Source organism: Croceivirga sp. JEA036 (assembly GCF_011882165.1).
Classification (GTDB): domain Bacteria; phylum Bacteroidota; class Bacteroidia; order Flavobacteriales; family Flavobacteriaceae; genus Croceivirga.
In genome coordinates, this window is sequence record NZ_JAATON010000003.1 from 524,898 (window position 1) to 542,581 (window position 17,684).

17 protein-coding genes are annotated in these 17,684 nt (G+C 34.4%); 16 read left to right on the forward strand and 1 reads right to left on the reverse strand.

Annotated elements, in window-relative coordinates:
• Positions 1-12: 12 nt before the first annotated feature.
• The 14 genes from rfbB (HCO57_RS10730) (at position 13) to HCO57_RS10795 (ending at position 14,329) form a co-directional block, all read left to right on the forward strand.
• Entirely contained in the window at positions 13-1,059 is a 1,047-nt protein-coding gene (rfbB, locus tag HCO57_RS10730; protein WP_167989026.1) for a dTDP-glucose 4,6-dehydratase, read from the forward strand.
• 6 nt (positions 1,060-1,065) lie between these two features.
• Positions 1,066-1,923, forward strand: a complete 858-nt coding sequence (gene rfbA / locus HCO57_RS10735; RefSeq protein ID WP_167989027.1) for a glucose-1-phosphate thymidylyltransferase RfbA — start codon at positions 1,066-1,068, stop codon at positions 1,921-1,923.
• Positions 1,923-2,468 carry a dTDP-4-dehydrorhamnose 3,5-epimerase gene (gene rfbC / locus HCO57_RS10740; protein WP_167989028.1) on the forward strand — a complete coding sequence of 182 codons (546 nt, stop codon included), beginning with the start codon at positions 1,923-1,925 and terminating at the stop codon, positions 2,466-2,468. The genes rfbA (HCO57_RS10735) and rfbC overlap by 1 nt, the downstream gene beginning before the upstream one ends.
• Before the next feature lie 90 nt (positions 2,469-2,558).
• Complete coding sequence (locus tag HCO57_RS10745) at positions 2,559-3,611, forward strand: hypothetical protein (protein WP_167989029.1); 1,053 nt, start codon at positions 2,559-2,561, stop codon at positions 3,609-3,611.
• Positions 3,604-4,743: a non-hydrolyzing UDP-N-acetylglucosamine 2-epimerase gene (gene wecB, locus HCO57_RS10750; protein ID WP_167989030.1), complete on the forward strand. Its 1,140-nt coding sequence runs from the start codon at positions 3,604-3,606 to the stop codon at positions 4,741-4,743. The genes HCO57_RS10745 and wecB overlap by 8 nt, the downstream gene beginning before the upstream one ends.
• 7 nt (positions 4,744-4,750) lie before the next feature.
• Complete coding sequence (gene wecC, locus HCO57_RS10755) at positions 4,751-5,980, forward strand: UDP-N-acetyl-D-mannosamine dehydrogenase (RefSeq protein WP_167989031.1); 1,230 nt, start codon at positions 4,751-4,753, stop codon at positions 5,978-5,980.
• A 149-nt stretch (positions 5,981-6,129) separates the two neighbouring features.
• Positions 6,130-7,176 carry a dTDP-glucose 4,6-dehydratase gene (gene rfbB / locus HCO57_RS10760; protein WP_167989115.1) on the forward strand — a complete coding sequence of 349 codons (1,047 nt, stop codon included), beginning with the start codon at positions 6,130-6,132 and terminating at the stop codon, positions 7,174-7,176.
• Between the two features lie 25 nt (positions 7,177-7,201).
• The gene (gene rfbA, locus HCO57_RS10765; protein WP_167989032.1) at positions 7,202-8,068 is read left to right on the forward strand and encodes a glucose-1-phosphate thymidylyltransferase RfbA; all 867 of its coding nucleotides are present in this window, start codon (positions 7,202-7,204) and stop codon (positions 8,066-8,068) included.
• A 4-nt stretch (positions 8,069-8,072) separates the two neighbouring features.
• Positions 8,073-8,768: a GNAT family N-acetyltransferase gene (locus HCO57_RS10770; protein ID WP_167989033.1), complete on the forward strand. Its 696-nt coding sequence runs from the start codon at positions 8,073-8,075 to the stop codon at positions 8,766-8,768.
• A complete protein-coding gene (gene rffA / locus HCO57_RS10775; protein WP_167989034.1) occupies positions 8,765-9,892 on the forward strand; it encodes a dTDP-4-amino-4,6-dideoxygalactose transaminase in 1,128 nt (375 codons plus the stop codon). The genes HCO57_RS10770 and rffA overlap by 4 nt, the downstream gene beginning before the upstream one ends.
• Complete coding sequence (locus HCO57_RS10780) at positions 9,889-11,037, forward strand: TDP-N-acetylfucosamine:lipid II N-acetylfucosaminyltransferase (protein ID WP_167989035.1); 1,149 nt, start codon at positions 9,889-9,891, stop codon at positions 11,035-11,037. The genes rffA and HCO57_RS10780 overlap by 4 nt, the downstream gene beginning before the upstream one ends.
• Complete coding sequence (locus HCO57_RS10785; protein WP_167989036.1) at positions 11,018-12,289, forward strand: MOP flippase family protein; 1,272 nt, start codon at positions 11,018-11,020, stop codon at positions 12,287-12,289. The genes HCO57_RS10780 and HCO57_RS10785 overlap by 20 nt, the downstream gene beginning before the upstream one ends.
• Positions 12,290-12,299: 10 nt before the next feature.
• Entirely contained in the window at positions 12,300-13,562 is a 1,263-nt protein-coding gene (locus tag HCO57_RS10790) for a DUF6369 family protein (RefSeq protein WP_167989037.1), read from the forward strand.
• A gap of 161 nt (positions 13,563-13,723) precedes the next feature.
• Entirely contained in the window at positions 13,724-14,329 is a 606-nt protein-coding gene (locus tag HCO57_RS10795) for a DUF1566 domain-containing protein (protein WP_167989038.1), read from the forward strand.
• 33 nt (positions 14,330-14,362) lie between these two features.
• On the opposite strand, the gene HCO57_RS10800 is transcribed toward HCO57_RS10795, so the two are convergent.
• Entirely contained in the window at positions 14,363-15,622 is a 1,260-nt protein-coding gene (locus tag HCO57_RS10800; protein ID WP_167989039.1) for an O-antigen ligase family protein, read from the reverse strand.
• Positions 15,623-15,714: 92 nt separating this feature from the next.
• On the opposite strand from HCO57_RS10800, the gene HCO57_RS10805 reads away from it, so the two are divergent.
• Together HCO57_RS10805 and HCO57_RS10810 are read left to right on the forward strand one after the other, a co-directional pair.
• Complete coding sequence (locus HCO57_RS10805; RefSeq protein ID WP_167989040.1) at positions 15,715-16,926, forward strand: glycosyltransferase family 4 protein; 1,212 nt, start codon at positions 15,715-15,717, stop codon at positions 16,924-16,926.
• Positions 16,923-17,615, forward strand: a complete 693-nt coding sequence (locus HCO57_RS10810; protein WP_167989041.1) for a WecB/TagA/CpsF family glycosyltransferase — start codon at positions 16,923-16,925, stop codon at positions 17,613-17,615. The genes HCO57_RS10805 and HCO57_RS10810 overlap by 4 nt, the downstream gene beginning before the upstream one ends.
• Positions 17,616-17,684 lie beyond the last annotated feature (69 nt).

A 17,684-nucleotide genomic window follows, 5' to 3' on the forward strand; every position in this document is an offset into this window, starting at 1 on the left:
GATTGGTTTTAAATGAAAATTCTAATTACGGGAGGAGCAGGCTTTATAGGTTCGCATGTGGTGCGTCATTTTGTGAAAACCTATCCAAAATATCATATTTATAATTTGGATGCCTTAACCTATGCTGGTAATTTAGAGAATCTTAAAGACATAGAATCCAGTTTAAATTACACATTTCTAAAAACAGATATTAGAGATAATAATCAAATTATTTCCTTATTTCAGGAGTATAAGTTTGACAGGGTAATCCACTTAGCAGCAGAAAGCCATGTAGACCGTTCTATAAGTAATCCACTTGCGTTTGTAGCAACCAATGTCACAGGTACTATTAACCTGATGCAAGCTGCCTTGAATATTTGGAAAAATTTAGATGAACACTTGTTTTATCATGTGAGCACGGATGAGGTGTATGGTAGTTTAGGAATAAACGGATATTTCACGGAAGAATCCCCATATAAACCAAATTCACCGTATTCTGCTAGTAAGGCAAGTTCTGACCATTTTGTGAGGGCTTATGGAGAAACTTACGGTTTGCCATTCCTTATTTCTAACTGTTCCAATAATTACGGCCCAAATCAATTTCCAGAAAAGCTGATACCGCTGTTTATCAATAATATTTTAGAGAACAAGACATTACCAGTTTATGGAGACGGGGCCAATGTCAGGGATTGGCTATACGTACTAGATCATGTTTCTGCCATTGATACTATTTTTCACAAAGGTAAAACTCAAGAGACTTACCTTATTGGCGGAAATAATGAGCTGACCAATCTTCAATTGATAAAATCGCTTTGTGAGCTTATGGACAAGAAACTAGGTAGACCAGAAGGCAGCTCAGAAAAGCTAATCGCTTTTGTAAAAGATAGGCCGGGCCATGATCATAGGTATGCGATTGATGCCAATAAATTGAAATATGAATTGGGTTGGATTCCAAAAGCTACATTTAATCTCGGGTTAGAAGAAACTATAGACTGGTATTTAGCCAACAAAACTTGGCTGGCTAATGTAACTTCTGGTGCTTACCGGGAATATTATACAGAGTTATACGAAAATAGATAAATAGAAATGAAGGGGATAGTTTTAGCAGGCGGTACAGGAAGCAGATTGCACCCACTTACCCTTACAGTGAGTAAGCAATTGATGCCTATCTATAACAAACCCATGATATATTATCCGCTTTCTACTTTAATGTCTGCAGGGATAAGAGAGATTCTAATAATATCAACTCCACAAGATTCACCCTTATTTAAAAAGCTACTAGGAGATGGGTCTGATTATGGCTGTAGATTTGAGTATGCTATACAAAATGAGCCAAATGGATTAGCAGAAGCCTTTATAATTGGTGAAAAATTTATCGGAAACCACAAGGTTGCATTAATACTGGGAGATAACATTTTTTATGGTTCAGGATTGGCTGAATTGTTAAATTCTAACAACAATCCAGAAGGTGGAATTATATATGCCTATCAAGTAAGTAATCCACAACGCTATGGGGTTGTAGAATTTAACAAAAATGGCAAGGCAATTAGTATAGAAGAAAAGCCAGATAATCCTAAATCAGATTATGCGGTACCTGGAATCTATTTCTATGATAATAAAGTTGTAGAAATTGCTAAAAATATTAAGCCTAGTAAAAGGGGAGAGCTAGAAATAACAGATGTTAATAGGGTTTACCTAGAACAAGATAAGTTGAGCGTAAGTATTTTAGATAGTGGCACCGCTTGGCTAGATACGGGAACGTTTAAGTCTTTAATGCAAGCCTCACAATTTGTAGAGGTAGTAGAAGAGCGGCAAGGTTTAAATATTGGTTCCATTGAAGCTACAGCGTACACTATGGGGTTTATATCTGCCAAACAATTAGAAATACTAGCACAACCACTGATTAAAAGTGGATATGGTTCTAATCTTTTAAAATTGATTTAATGAAGATTACGGAAACTGAACTTAAAGGATGTTTTATAATTGAACCTTCAGTTTTTGAAGACGAAAGAGGTTGTTTTTATGAGGCTTTCAACAAAAAAAAGCTAGAAGAGGCACTTGGTTATCAAGTAAACTTTGTTCAAGACAATGTTTCGGTTTCAAAATATGGTGTGGTAAGAGGCTTACACTATCAGGAGGCCCCTTTTGCTCAAGCTAAATTAGTTTCTGTAAGCAAAGGAAGAGTGCAAGATGTGGTGGTTGACTTGAGGAAAGAAAATAGCACCTATCTAAAACATGTTAGTATTGAACTTTCGGATGTTAATAGAAAAATGCTGTTTGTTCCTAAGGGCATGGCACATGGTTTTGCGGTTTTAAGTGATGAAGCAGAGTTTAGGTATAAAGTGGACGAATTCTATCATAAGGAAGCTGAGCGTGGAATGGTTTACAATCACCCTGATTTAGCCATTGATTGGCATATAGAAGAAAAAGATTTAATCCTTTCTGAGAAGGATATGAAACTACCTTCAACATCATTTAAAATAAGCTAAAAAGTAGCATTTTTCTGTCGAAATGCGTGAGAGTATAAAATCCAATTATCTTTGTAATTAAAATTAAGCTAACTAACCTTTTAAATAATAATGTCAGAACATCAAAAAAATACAAGTAATGATGAGATTGATTTAGGTCAATTGTTTCAATTAATTGGTCGCGCTTTTCAAAAGTTCTTTGATTTCATTGGGAATATTTTCAAGGGTATTTTTAATTTCATTATTCTCCTATTACTTTTTTTACAAAAAAACTTTATAATTCTAATTGCTTCACTGGTAGTTGGGGCTGTTGTTGGGTATTTTTTAGATAAGAATAAAACAGAGAAGTTTATTTCTAAAATGGTTGTAGAGCCCAATTTTAATAGTGTTCAGCAGCTTTATAATAACATTGAATTCTATAATGATTTAGCAAAGGCAGAAGACTCTGTGGCACTTGCAGAGGCATTAAAGATTACAATTCCAGAAGCGGCCTCCATACAAGAGATTTTTGTTGATTCTTATTCTGACGAAAATCAAAAAATAAAGTTGTTCGATGAGTTTGTTAAGGAATTAGATACTTCAACAATTAAAGCAATAGATTTTGAGTCTTATCTACAAAATTTTAATTCATTAGATGCTCGTTTTCATCAAATTTCACTGATAAGTACGGACAATAGCGTAGCAAAAAAAGCACAGTCTTCTATTGTAAAGTCAATTTCTGCTAATGACTATTTTAAATTACAAAAGCAGATTAATGACATTAATATAAAATTGCAAGATTCTATTATAACACAGCAATTGAGTGAAGTAGATAGTTTGCAGCAATTGTATAAAACAATATTGGTGAAAGAAGCGGAAAAACCCATGCAAGGAACCAATATCAATTTGGCAGAAAACGGACAATCTCAAAACAAAGAATTGGCGTTAGTAAAGGAACGAGAAATCTTAAAGCGTAATCTTGTTGCCTTAAACCAAGAAAGAGCCAATAAATCTTCTATACTTAACGTTATTAGTGATTTTCCTAATCGTGGAGTCAAAGTAAAAGGTTTTTGGAAGAGTTATAAATTTGTTTTACCAATTACCTTATTTTTTATCACTTTTATTTTATTAGTTGTTTTACAGCTAAACGAGTATTTATCTAAACACCGATTGAGTAATGATTAAGAATTTAATTGTGTTCGGAACAAGGCCGGAGGCAATCAAAATGGCACCTCTAGTTAAAGCATTTGAAGCAAATAACAATAACTTTGAAACTAAGGTTTGTATAACAGCACAACATAGGGAAATGCTAGATCAAGTGCTAGATTTCTTTGAAATTATACCTGATTTTGATTTGAATTTAATGAAACCCAATCAAAATCTTTATAGCCTTACGGCAGATATAATACTTTCATTAAAGTCAATATTAGAAGATTTTAATCCGGATTATGTTTATGTTCATGGTGATACCACTACTACAATGGCCGCAAGTATTGCTTCATTTTATTCTAAAGCAAAAGTTTGTCATATAGAGGCTGGATTAAGAACATTTAATATGCAATCCCCATTTCCCGAGGAAATGAATCGCTCAGTAACCGGAGTAATAGCTGATTTTCATTTTGCCCCTACGACTACATCGCGGAACAATCTAAGATTAGAGAATAAAAATGAAAACACAATAATAGTTACCGGTAATACAGTAATTGATGCCTTATTTTTTAGCGTTAGCAAAGTTAAAGAAGCAGATTTTTTTAGTGAAGAAATACAGCAGGTAGAAAAAATATTGGACTTTAATCGAAAGGTAATTTTGGTTACAGGTCATCGTCGTGAGAATCATGGCCAAGGATTTATTAATATTTGTGAAGCCTTAAAAGAAATAGCCATCGCAAATAAAGATTGTCAAATTATTTACCCTGTTCATTTAAATCCCAATGTTCAAGGACCCGTGTACAAACTTCTTTCTGATGTGAACAATATCCATTTGATTTCGCCATTGAGTTACCCTGCATTTGTATGGTTAATGGAGAAATCCTATCTTATAATTACTGATAGTGGTGGTGTTCAAGAAGAGGCTCCAAGTCTTGGTAAGCCAGTATTGGTTATGAGAGACACTACAGAAAGACCAGAAGCGGTTGAGGCGGGCACTGTTCTATTAGTTGGCACAGATAGGCTAAAAATAGTTTCAGAGACCAATAGACTATTACAAAACGAGACCGATTATTCTAAAATGAGTAAACTTCACAATCCCTATGGAGACGGGAATGCCTGCAATAGAATAGTGGAACATATAATAAAGTCAAGTGCAAAAATTATATAACAACATAATGAAAAGCTCAGAAGTAGTAATGATAGGTTTAGGGTATATTGGATTACCAACAGCAGCCCTAATAGCACAAAATAAAATAAAGGTGCATGGAGTAGATATCAATAAAAGTGTAGTAGATATTATTAGTTCTGGTAAAATTCACATTGTAGAACCAGAATTAGATACTGCTGTGGCTAACGCAGTCACGGATGGTTATTTAGTAGCAGATATAAAACCTGTAGAAGCAAATAATTATCTTGTTGTTGTTCCTACTCCCTTTAAAGATAAAAATGAGCCGGATATTTCATTTGTAGAATCAGCTACAAAATCTGTGATTCCATTATTAAAAGAGGGGGATTTGTTCATTATAGAGTCTACTTCTCCTGTAGGTACTACAGAAAAAATGATGAATCTGATTTATTCTGAACGTCCAGAATTAAAGGATAAAATTTTCATTGCTTATTGCCCAGAGCGAGTTTTGCCTGGTAATGTTATGTATGAACTTGTACATAACGATCGTGTTATAGGGGGTATTAATACAAAATCTACCGAAAAGGCCGTTGAGTTTTACAGTAAATTTATAAAAGGAGATTTGCATAAAACAAATGCACGCACAGCCGAAATGTGTAAACTGGTAGAAAATTCTTCTAGAGATGTCCAAATTGCTTTTGCCAATGAACTTTCCCTTATTTGTGATAAGGCCGATATTGATGTATGGGAATTGATAAAACTGGCAAATAAACACCCCCGTGTGAAAATTTTACAACCAGGTTGTGGAGTGGGTGGTCACTGCATTGCGGTAGATCCTTATTTTATCGTGGCAAACTATCCAATGGAATCTAAGATTATAGGTTCTGCTAGAGAAATTAATAATTATAAATCTTTTTGGTGTGCAGAAAAGGTGCAGACGGCCAAATTACAATTTGAACTTCAATATGGGCGGAAACCTAGTATTGCGCTCATGGGCTTGGCTTTTAAACCTAATATAGATGATTTGCGAGAGTCTCCGGCTAAATATATTGTACAGAAAGTACTGCAAAACGCTAACAATGAGGAATATTTTATTGTGGAACCCAACATTACCGAGCACTCTGTTTTTAAAATAACCGGATATCAAGAAGCGGCAGAAAAATCGGATATCGTAGTTTTTTTGGTGGCACACAAAGAGTTTCAAGGTTTGGAGCTAAGTGAAAATACGGTTGTCCTAGATTTTTGTGGGGTTTTACGGAATGAGAAATTAAAGTCATAGAAGATAATGGAGTTTATCTATTAAAATCAAAAAGGAAATGTTACAATTATTTTCTATATATCTTCAGAAAGGATTGATTGATTTTTTTTGATGCAGGTTGAGTTTTGAAAAGGTTAATTTCAGAATAAACGAGTTAAAAGGTTAAGATGATTAAAAAAATGCTGATAACTGGCGGTGCAGGTTTCATTGGGTCTCATGTTACGAGACTTATTGTAAACAAATATCCCAGTTATGATATCGTAAATTTGGATGCACTAACATATGCAGGTAATTTGGAGAACCTAAAGGATATAGAAAGCGCGCCAAATTACACATTTGTAAAGGGAAATATAACGGACAGCATTCTAATGGCTAAATTGTTTGGTCAGTATTCCTTTGATGCGGTTGTACATTTGGCCGCGGAAAGTCATGTAGACCGTTCAATCAATGACCCCATGGCCTTCGCCAAAACCAATATTTTAGGGACCATTAACCTTTTGAATGAAGCCAAGCGAACGTGGAACGGTAAATGGGAAGGGAAAAGGTTTTATCATGTAAGTACCGATGAGGTCTATGGTACGTTGGGAGAATCTGGTCTTTTTACTGAAAATACACCGTACAATCCTAATTCTCCATATTCTGCGTCCAAAGCAAGTTCCGATCATTTTGTAAGGGCATACGGAGAGACCTATGGTCTCCCCTATATTATCAGTAATTGTTCCAACAACTATGGCCCGAATCAATTCCCTGAGAAGCTAATACCTTTGTTTATCAACAATATCATCAACAACAAACCATTGCCCGTGTATGGCGACGGTAATTACACCAGAGATTGGCTCTATGTCAAGGATCATGCTTCTTCCATAGATTTGTTGTTTCATGAGGGAAAAAACAGTGAGACGTATAACATTGGTGGCTTTAACGAATGGAAGAATATTGATTTGGTCAAATTGTTATGCCGTATCATGGATAAGAAATTACAAAGAATCAGTGGAACTTCGGAAAAATTGATAACTTTTGTAAAAGATCGTCCCGGTCATGATTTGAGGTATGCTATTGATGCCTCTAAAATAAATCAAGACCTAGGGTGGAAACCCTCAGTAACCTTTGAAGAAGGGCTGACCAAAACCATTGAGTGGTATTTGAGCAATGAGGTATGGCTCAAAAGCGTTACTTCCGGCGATTATCAAAATTATTATACAAAGCAGTACAATTGAATACCACTTTTTAAAATCATAGGATATGAAAGGAATAATTTTGGCTGGAGGTTCAGGAACACGTTTACACCCCTTGACTCAGGTAGTATCTAAACAATTGTTGCCGGTATATGATAAACCTATGATTTATTATCCGTTATCGGTGTTGATGCTTTCGGGTATTAAAGAGATTCTTATCATATCTACTCCTCATGATTTACCCAATTTTAAGCGGCTATTAGAAGATGGTTCGAACATTGGCCTTTCTATCTCTTACGCCGAACAACCTTCGCCTGACGGTTTGGCCCAAGCTTTTATTATTGGTCAGAAATTTATTGGCGATGACGATGTGTGCTTAGTTCTGGGAGATAATATCTTTTATGGCGGAGGGTTACAAAAATTATTGTTTGATGCAGTGAATAGGGTAAAGGAAAAAGGGGAAGCTGTAATTTTCGGTAATTATGTGAGCGATCCTGAAAGATATGGTGTTGCAGAATTTGATGAGGATAAAAAAGTTATTTCCATAGAAGAGAAACCAGAAAAACCAAAATCAAATTTTGCCGTAGTCGGGCTTTATTTTTATCCAAATTCGGTTGTCAGTATTGCAAAACAGGTGAAGCCATCAGCAAGGGGAGAATTGGAAATAACTACAATCAACCAAACCTATCTCGAACAAGGTAATTTAAGTATGCAAATATTGAGTCGAGGATTCGCATGGTTGGATACTGGGACCCATGAAGCATTGACAGAGGCTACCGAATTTGTGAAAGCGGTTGAAAAGCGAACGGGCCTTAAAATAGGCTGTATTGAAGAGATTTCATATAGAATGGGTTTTATTTCTAAGTCTCAATTAAATGTTTTGGGTACTAAGTTGAAAAAAAGTGCATATGGAGAATATATTATAAAACTTTAATCCAATGCAAATTGAAAGGCTCGAATGGGATAGTGAATTCTTTGGCTATGAAATTGGAAAGTTGAGTTGGGAACAAACTTTTGATTTTCAATTTTTGAAAGGTTATGCTTTGGAAAGTAATTATAGGTTAATTTACATTTTTTCCGAAACACCCATTTCTGAATTGGAAACGTATTTAGTAGATAGAAAGGTAGTTCTGAGTAGAGATTTAAATGATTGTATATCCACAAAAGATGACTTACAATTAATCGTTCCATATAAACATACTGCTGAAAACTTTACAGCTCTACTAGAATTGGTTTTGGAAAGTGGTGTTTATTCAAGGTTTAAGTTAGATAAAAATTTTGAAAATAAAGAGTACGAAAAATTGTATGAAGAATGGATAAAAAAATCATTGGAAAAGGATAAACATGTGTGCTATGTATATTTAGATAACAATCTAATTCATGGGTTTATCACTTTGGAAGAGAAAGAAAATTATTTATCAGATATAAATCTTATTGCCGTACATAATTCTGCGAGGGGTAAAGGAATTGGTAATAAACTAATTAACAAGTCCATTCAAATTTCGAAGAAAAGAGGGCTAACAAAAATTCAAGTAGCTACTCAGATGGCAAATTCTCCTGCTATGAAGTTGTATAAAAAAAATGGATTTAGAATTCAAAAAGTCTCACATATATATCATTATTGGAACATATGATACCATTTAATAAACCATTTCTAGTTGGTAAAGAGACTGAATACATTAAAGAGGCAGTAGCTTTAGGCAAGCTTTCAGGAAATGGGGTTTTTACAAAAAAATGTCAATCTTTCTTTGAGGAGAAATATAATTTTAAGAAGGCTCTTCTAACTACATCCTGCACAGATGCTCTAGAGATGGCGGCTATTCTATTGAACATCTCCCCCGGAGATGAAGTTATAGTGCCTTCATATACATTTGTATCTTCTGCTCTAGCATTCGTTAGACAAGGAGCACGTATTGTATTTGCGGATAGCAAGGAAAATCATCCAGGAATAGATGAGAATAAAATAGAACAGCTTATTACACATAAGACAAAGGCAATAGTTGTTGTACATTATGCAGGTGTGGCTTGTGATATGGATGTTATAATGAATATTGCAAATCAGTATGGAGTTTCGGTAGTAGAAGATGCTGCACAAGCTGTTGATTCATTTTATAAGAATAAGCCGTTAGGGGGGATTGGTCACTTAGCAACATTTTCTTTCCACGAGACAAAAAATATTATTTCAGGAGAGGGAGGCTTACTTGTAATTAATGATCAAAACTTTATGGATAGGTCAGAAATAATTTGGGAAAAGGGCACTAATCGTTCTGCCTTTTTTAAAGGAGAGATAGATAAGTATGGATGGGTAGACACAGGCTCATCATTTTTACCTTCAGAGCTTATTGCCGCTTTTTTACATGCTCAATTAGAAAATCTTACCGAAATTCAGAATAGACGTAAAGGAATATGGAATTTGTATTACGAAGAGCTTAAATTTCTACAACAAGAAGGGAAGTTAAAGTTGCCTTTTATTCCAGATTATGCTACTAATAATGCTCATATGTTTTATTTACTTGTTAATAATCTTGAAGAAAGGGATAAACTAATAAGCTTTTTAAAAAACAATGGTATTCATGCTGTGTTTCATTATCTTTCACTTCATAAAAGCGACTATTACTTGAACAATCAAGGAGGTACTGATTTTTTGCCGAAGGCAGAATATTATTCTGATTGCTTAATTAGACTACCATTTTTTTACGAACTAGAAGAACATAAAGTACGCTTGATAACAGGAATGATCAAAAAATATTATGAATGATACTCCATATTCTTGATGAGGAAAAGTTTTTAAAAAAAGCTATTCAAATATTTAATGATATTCTACCAAAAGATAACGTTTATCTCATAGGGGTAAATAACAAAAAGAGTGAAATCTTCCACGAAAGGATTCAGCTAGATAATATGTTTTATGTTGAAACTGGGAGTTCTAGATATAAAAGGGTGTTTCAAGAATACGCTGAAAGGGCAGATATCATTTTTTTTCATAACCTTTATAAAAGCTATAAACTAAATTTATACTCCCTTATCCCAAATAACACAAAAAACGTTTGGTATCTATGGGGAGCGGAAATATATGGTTTAAACCCGAGAATAAATAACATACTTCCTTTAACACAAAAAGCATATAATAGTAACCTTCCTCTTTTAAAACTTCTTCGAAAGAGAGTACTGTCTAAGATTAAAAAAAATTATGAATGGCATCTATTTAAGAAGATTCTGACCAATAAGATAGATTATGTGCTTACCAATATTTCTGAGGATATTGATCTTTTAGAGTCTTACATCCCCAATGGCACAAGTAAAGGTTGGTTTACTTACTTTAGTTTCTCCGAGCAAAATTTTGAAGATAGAATTGTATTAAAAAGGAACAATATCTTAATTGGAAACTCAAGTTCGGAAACTAATAATCATATAGACACATTTGAATTGATTAGAGGTAAAGACATCTCTCAACGGAAAGTCTATGTTCCCTTAAGCTATGGGGATGAGGAATATAAGAGGGTTGTTATATCAGAAGGAAGACGCCTTTTTAAGGATAAAATGGTTCCATTAACTGAATTTTTACATCTTGATGAATATAATTCTATCATTAATGGCTGTTCCATTTTAATAATGAACCACAAAAGACAACAAGCCTTCAATACCATAATGATGGCAATAGCGGCGGGTTGCAAGGTATTTCTTAGGGATGAGAATACTATTTACTCATGTCTTAAAAGGGAAGGGTTTTTGGTGTTTTCTGTCCAAAAAGATTTTGGAGGCGAAGACGCAATGAATCCTCTTACTGAGAAAGAAATGTTGAGAAATATCTCCTTATGTCAACAGCTGTATAAATATAGTACAGTCAAAAGTAGAATTAAGCAACAGATACTTTCAATTTTGGATGAGCAAGATAAAACGTGATATCATTTCAGGGGCAAAATGGAACTCGATAGGTACAATAACTATCGCAGCGGTAGCTTTATTAAAACTATCGATACTTGCCCGGTTTTTAGAAAAATCGGATTTCGGATTAATGGCATTAGTAACCTTTGTCATGGGATTTATGAATCTTTTTAATGATATGGGGCTCACCTCGGCAATACTGCATAAACAAGATATCTCAAAGAAGGAGTACGCCAGCCTATATTGGTTCAATCTAGGATTTAGCATTGTTCTGTACGTTTTGCTTTGTACCATCACCCCATTGGTTACTTCTTTTTATAAGGAGCCAGAATTGAATTTCTTGATTCCTATTTTGGGTTTGAATTTAATAATATCCGCAATAGGTAGAATTTTTAAAACCATAGAGGCGAAGCACATGAGGTTTAAGGAAGTAACCGTATTTGAAATTATTTCGGCTATAATATCACTGGTTTTTGCCATCTATCTTGCGGTTAATAATTATAGGGTGTTGGCTTTGGTGTATTCTGTTTTGCTACAGTATATTCTACAGAACATAATGTATTTTATATTAGGGCTTAAAAAATATGGGTTATTACTCCATTACAAATTTAGTGATACCAAACCCTTTCTTAATATCGGAATATATCAGGTTGGTGGCCAAGTAGCTAATTATTTTAATAGAGACCTCGATATTTTGATTATTGGCAAATTTTTTTCCCAAGATGTCCTAGGGGGATACAGTTTGGCTAAACAGCTTGTTTTTAGACCTGCCCAAATTCTCAACCCCATTATTACCAAAGTAGCATCACCGACATTGTCGTTGTTACAGAATAATATAGTTGAGCTGCGCACCAATTACTTGCGCTTAATAGGTATGGTGGCAAAAGTAAACATAGTGGTTTATGTGGTGACCATAATATTTACGCCATTTATAATAAAAATCCTTTATGGCCCAGGGTTTGATTCCATTGTGAGTATTGTTCGTATTTTGAGTATATATATGATATTCAGGGCTATAGGAAACCCTATAGGCAGTTTGGTCATAGCTACAGGGAGGACTAAACTTGAATTTTATTGGAATCTGGGTATGGTTATGGTGATTCCTATTTTTATCTATTTAGGCTCTATTTTCGGAGTGGATGGAGTAGCCTGGGCTTTGGTCTTATCGTCACTGTTGTTTTTTTACCCAGGATGGCGTATACTAGTATACAATATAGTAGGCGGTTCGTTTAAGGAGTATCTTTGGGCAATCTTACGCTTGAAGTTTTAAAATTTGGCAAATGGGATTGTTGTTTCTTTTCTTTCTTTTCTCCTTTCTTTTTTTCTCCTTTCTTGTGGTAGGATATAATTTTTGGAATAGAAGAGATATATATCCCTTTTTAAAGTTGATGGCATTATTGCCTTTAACATCTTCATTGGTAGCTTTACACACGCGATTCCAAATCAATGTGTACTATGCTTTTATTTTAATGCCTTTATTTTTCTTTGTGGAAGAAACTATTGTGAACAAAAAAATTTCCAAACCGCTAATCATGGTAACATTGAGTGCGGCTATTTTTCTAGGAGGATATCTGCTATATGGTATTTTATTTAATAGCTCGGATATTACTGCTATAGATGTACTAAAGGACATAAAACCTATTTTTTTTCTGACTGTGGGCTTTGTTTTTTTGGTTCTACTCAAAGACCATCAACTGGCTTGGAATGGTAAACTGGCCTACAAAATTCTCAAGTATAACTTTTATGCTTCCTTATTTTGGTTTGTTCTTTTTAAGACGACGAATATTATTGGCATTGTGTCTAATGATCCATTTTACCTCAGGTCTGAAATTAGGTATGCTTCAATCAGTACTTCTTTTGTACTCCTCTATTTTGTGGGTTCTATAGCGTCTAAAAAGAAATTTTCTAAATTAGAGCTCGTTTTTGTTCTGGTTCCAATTTTTTTTACGGGTAACAGGACATCATTCGTTGTCCTTGCCTTACTATTTGTAGTGAACATGATATTGTCAGCAAACAATATCAACTTATTAATAAAAAGAATTTTTTTCTTTTTAATGGGATTTGTTTTTTTAGTCATTGGTATTTTCAATTTTAGTAAAACTTTAAAAGAGCGCTTTTTAACTCTACTTGATTTTAACCTTTTGGCAGAACAGCTTGGAGACAAGCGCTTTTCTCCTTTCTTTCAAAAGCTCGCCAATTTTGAATGGTACCACTATATTTTTGGAAAAGGTATCGGTGAAACCATTTTCATACCTTGGTTCGCATATCGCGAGAATATAGAGAACAATAATATCTATATGGACAACCTTTTTATGACCCTTTTTATCAAGTACGGGCTTTTTATGATTGTTCCATTGGTACTACTTTTCTTTTTTGTTAATAAAACGAACACTAACAAAAGGTTTAAAATATTAATAATTTTATACTTTATTGGTATGGGATTAACCACGTCTTTTATGTATCAGACCTCTTTTTTATTTATTGTTATCCTATTGGCGAGTTTTAAATTCTCTGAAAAAAGTATAGCGAGCCTCTCGAATTAATAGAACCTTTGGAAAAGAAATATGATTGTTTTACGTTCTTTGGTAAAGGAAAAGATACAGTTTTAACTCTACTACTTACAAAAAACGACCATATGTCAAGCAAACATTTTATAGGGCTTATGGCCTTTGTCTTAATTTTAAATTCATGCAGCAAAGATAAAGTGAATGATGGACTGGAGCTCTACCAAGAATACCAAGGAGGCATCCTATTCTATTTTTTACAGGAGGGCGATTTGGGCTATGTTCCCGGTGAGACCCATGGTTTGATCGCTTCTTTTGAAGACCTTTCAACCAGTGAAGGCGAGTTTGAGGTACCTTGGGGTTGCTGCCCAGACGAATACCCTTTTGACGACTGTATAGACATTTCCGGAGCCGAAAATGAGGCCATTGGTGCGGGCTTACAAAATACACACGCGATACTAGAGGCATGTCAAGAAGTGAATATTGCAGCTCGACTATGTGATGCATACAGTATAGAATATGAAGGTGTTGTTTACGATGACTGGTATTTGCCAAGCTTTATGGAAATTCAAAAAATGAACCGCCCTAAGGACTATATTCTTGATCACTCGGTATATTATTGGACCTCCAGTCAGGATGCTACCCTTAATAATTCCAACAAAATTGCGATTGAAGTTTTTGGTTGGGTAGACCAATGTTGGGAGCCTTATGACCCAAGGGATCCCGAAGGCTGTTGGCATGTTGGTTCTTTTTTGGGCTCACCAAAGTATCAAAAACTTAGGGTGCGGGCCGTTCGTAGTTTTTGAGGTCGGCCTTTCTATTGGTGATTCATTATTTTTTTAATAGTCTTTTAGGGCAGTACTTGTTTTCTTTTCCACAGGTTCGTTTTGGAGTTTCCATAATAAGCCTAACATGAAGACAAAAAATGCAAGTCCATGATGCCGGGTAAACAAACACTCGGTAATACAGATAGTTGCCGTAATGGCTATAAACTGGAAACCCAAAATGTTTCTGCGTTTATAGAAATGAATAATGTAGTAGGCGAGGAGAAAGCAAAACGAGACTAGGCCTATAACACCCAAACCAACATAATATTCAATGTACTGATTGTGGCTGTTATAATCTTCTTTGGCCGCTTTTGTCAATGCTGCTTTGGTGTAGGCCACCTTTAGTGAAGCATCCACATCTCCCATTCCATTACCAATCAAAAAGTTCTCATTGGCGCTTATCGCGGCATTCCACAATTTTAGTTTATGATTGCCATCGTTTACCTTATAACCAGTATAGTAGGTAAATCCAAAGATATGCTGAAAGCGGTATTTGGTTACCCCTATATTGAGTATCGTAAAGACAAGTAGCAAATGCAGTACCGTTAGCCATACTAGGCTTTTTGCTAGAGCTCTTTGCTTGATTGCAAAAAATAGAATATTGAATATGAAAAGCAGGTAAAGAACGACTATTGCAATTCTTGAAGAAAGGTGAACTATAAAAAAGGAAAAATAAATGATAATCAAGAACATTAAGATTTTGAATGGTAACCTTGATTTGTTCCGCAGAAAATAGAGTAGAATCGCAATGGCCGTCAAAATAAAATACGAGTAGTAAGTAGGGTGAAGACCCACAGTACTGCCCAAGGCCTGATAAGAATAGTTTAAATTGAAAAAATTGCGAAAACTTGGTTCAGCATTGGCAATAAACAAGGCAATTGTTTGAATATGTGAATAAAGAGTGGTGCAAAGTACTACTAGGACAAATAATTTAAGAATAGAATATACACGCTTAGGAGGTAGCTCGATAAATGAAAAAACCAGTATCGCGGCGGGAATCAAAGCAACACGTTGAACTTTGTGAAGACCTACCGCTAAATTATCGGTGTAGATCAGACTAAAACAAATAATAAAGAAAAGAAGAAGTAAAGGATAATACTGTCTGCAGCTAGTTTTTAATAAACCCCATTGGTAAAAATACAAAGAAAAGAGGCCCATAACCATAATTACCTTGGTGTTTATATCATTTGAAGTCAAAAGCAAACTCAGAAAAAAAAGAAAAAACAAGAGTGTGGTCAGAGACTTTTTATTGCGGGTAAAAAATTTTAGCATATCGTAGGCTCTATAGGAATTATAATACTTAAGATATTGGCGAAGTATTTCTTGTGCAATTTAATGTACTTTTGTCGAAATTTTGACCCTAAATGAAGGTTTTACATATCTTATATCAATCTTTACCACAAATTTCTGGATCAAGTATAAGATCAAGAGATATTTTGATGTCGCAAAAGGATATTGGGTTGAGACCTATGGCTGTAACCTCACCTTTTCAAAGTGCAAGTCGACCAGAAGAGATAATCGATGGTATAAGATACTTGCGTACAGCGATTCACCAGAATGAATCTATTTCCGATAGACCAAAATCACTGTTGAAGAGAGTGTTTAGGTTTTTTGCCATTTTTGGCTTTTATAAGGAGTTAAAACAGTTAATTTTAAAGGAAAACCCACAAGTACTGCATGCCCACGCGATGTTTTTTTGCGGACTTCCTGCTATTTTTTTGGGGAAAAAGTTTAGGCTTCCTGTTGTATATGAAGTTAGGTCACTTTGGATGTTAAAAAAGGGTGTCACCGATAGCGGTATGATTAGGCGGTTTGTTGAGCAACTGCTGTTGAAGGTTGAGTTGTACGTAATGAGGCGGGCGACTATAGTTGTGGCCATTAACGATAATCTGAAATCTGAATTGGTTAAATGTGGCATTGTTTCACAGAAGATTGAGATAGTCAAAAATGCAGTGAATACATCCCTCATCAACGTGTTAAAAGATAAAGTCAACAATGATTTTAACATTCAAGGACGATGTAATTTTGGGTACATCGGAACGCTTACGCCTCATGAAGGTATTGATTTGTTAATAGATGCATTCGAAGAGGTAAATATGAAACTGCCTAAAAGCAAACTGGTCATTTATGGCTCAGGAATCGAAGCAAATAATATTCGAGCAAAGACTGAGAAAATTAAAAATGCTCTTTTTATGGGACCAATAACTCCAGCAGAGATTTATAAGGCTTTTGGCGAAATTGATATTATTGTAAATCCCAGATATAAAAATAAATTAACTGATTCTGTTACCCCGTTAAAGCCATTGGAGGCCATGGCCTATGAAAAAATAGTTATTGGCAGTGATGTTGGTGGAATAACGGAACTAGTTCGAAATAACGAAAACGGATTTCTGTTCAAAGCTGGAAAAAAACAGGATTTAATAAACACAATGCTTTCAATATATAACATGCCTGTGGAGAGAAAATATAAAATTATAGATTCGGCATTGAATTATGTGATGGAAGAAAAGAGTTGGTTAGCGAATGCCAAAAAATATAATCAAATGTATATATCTCTAATTTCCTCGGATACATGAAGAGCTCTGAAATCAATAGCAAGAATATTTATGCCTTTCAATCCAAAAATCAGTTTTTAGATTTTATTCAATCTAAAAAGAAAATCTTAATCGCTTTAAACGCTGAAAAACTTAACAAATCTAATAAAGCATTAGATGAAATAATAAATTCTAATATTGGTTATCCAGATGGTATTGGGGCCGTGTGGGCTCTGAAAAGAAAGGGGATTAATGCAATTAAAATCGCTGGTGCTGAATTTTGGTTAAAAATAATTGAAAAGTATCAAAAAGAAAAGTCATTCTATTTTATTGGCGCTACTGATGAAGTAATTTTAAAAACAATATCTAAGTTAAGAATTGATTATCCGTCAATCAACATAATGGGGTATAGAAATGGATTCTTAAAAGAGGTTGATATTCAGCATTTAATAAATGATTTCAAAATTAAAAAACCTGACGTTATTTTTGTTGCCATGGGTAGTCCTAGACAGGAATTTGTTATGGCTAAATTTTTAAATGAATATCCATGTTTATATATGGGTTTAGGTGGAAGTTTTGATGTTTATTCTGGAGCCAAGAAAAGAGCTCCTAAGATTTTTATTTCTCTTGGTTTGGAGTGGTTTTATCGCTTAATTAAGGAGCCAACCAGAATTAGTAGGCAGATTAACTTAGTCAAGTTCTTTTTTAAAATTATATTTGATAAACTATAAATAATCCTCATAATTTGTATTTTTTAGAAACCGCTATATGCGTTTTTATTGGTTCTTTTTTGCTTACAT

Bases quoted from the DNA above. Each gene is read 5' to 3' on its own strand.
- rfbA (WP_167989027.1), top strand. From the start codon at position 1,066: ATGAAGGGGATAGTTTTAGCAGGCGGTACAGGAAGCAGATTGCACCCA.
- HCO57_RS10800 (WP_167989039.1), bottom strand. From the start codon at position 15,622: ATGCTAAAATTTTTTACCCGCAATAAAAAGTCTCTGACCACACTCTTG.
- wecB (WP_167989030.1), top strand. From the start codon at position 3,604: ATGATTAAGAATTTAATTGTGTTCGGAACAAGGCCGGAGGCAATCAAA.
- HCO57_RS10785 (WP_167989036.1), top strand. From the start codon at position 11,018: ATGAGCAAGATAAAACGTGATATCATTTCAGGGGCAAAATGGAACTCG.
- rffA (WP_167989034.1), top strand. From the start codon at position 8,765: ATGATACCATTTAATAAACCATTTCTAGTTGGTAAAGAGACTGAATAC.
- wecC (WP_167989031.1), top strand. From the start codon at position 4,751: ATGAAAAGCTCAGAAGTAGTAATGATAGGTTTAGGGTATATTGGATTA.
- rfbC (WP_167989028.1), top strand. From the start codon at position 1,923: ATGAAGATTACGGAAACTGAACTTAAAGGATGTTTTATAATTGAACCT.
- HCO57_RS10790 (WP_167989037.1), top strand. From the start codon at position 12,300: ATGGGATTGTTGTTTCTTTTCTTTCTTTTCTCCTTTCTTTTTTTCTCC.
- HCO57_RS10745 (WP_167989029.1), top strand. From the start codon at position 2,559: ATGTCAGAACATCAAAAAAATACAAGTAATGATGAGATTGATTTAGGT.
- rfbA (WP_167989032.1), top strand. From the start codon at position 7,202: ATGAAAGGAATAATTTTGGCTGGAGGTTCAGGAACACGTTTACACCCC.
- HCO57_RS10780 (WP_167989035.1), top strand. From the start codon at position 9,889: ATGATACTCCATATTCTTGATGAGGAAAAGTTTTTAAAAAAAGCTATT.
- HCO57_RS10805 (WP_167989040.1), top strand. From the start codon at position 15,715: ATGAAGGTTTTACATATCTTATATCAATCTTTACCACAAATTTCTGGA.
- rfbB (WP_167989026.1), top strand. From the start codon at position 13: ATGAAAATTCTAATTACGGGAGGAGCAGGCTTTATAGGTTCGCATGTG.
- HCO57_RS10770 (WP_167989033.1), top strand. From the start codon at position 8,073: ATGCAAATTGAAAGGCTCGAATGGGATAGTGAATTCTTTGGCTATGAA.
- HCO57_RS10810 (WP_167989041.1), top strand. From the start codon at position 16,923: ATGAAGAGCTCTGAAATCAATAGCAAGAATATTTATGCCTTTCAATCC.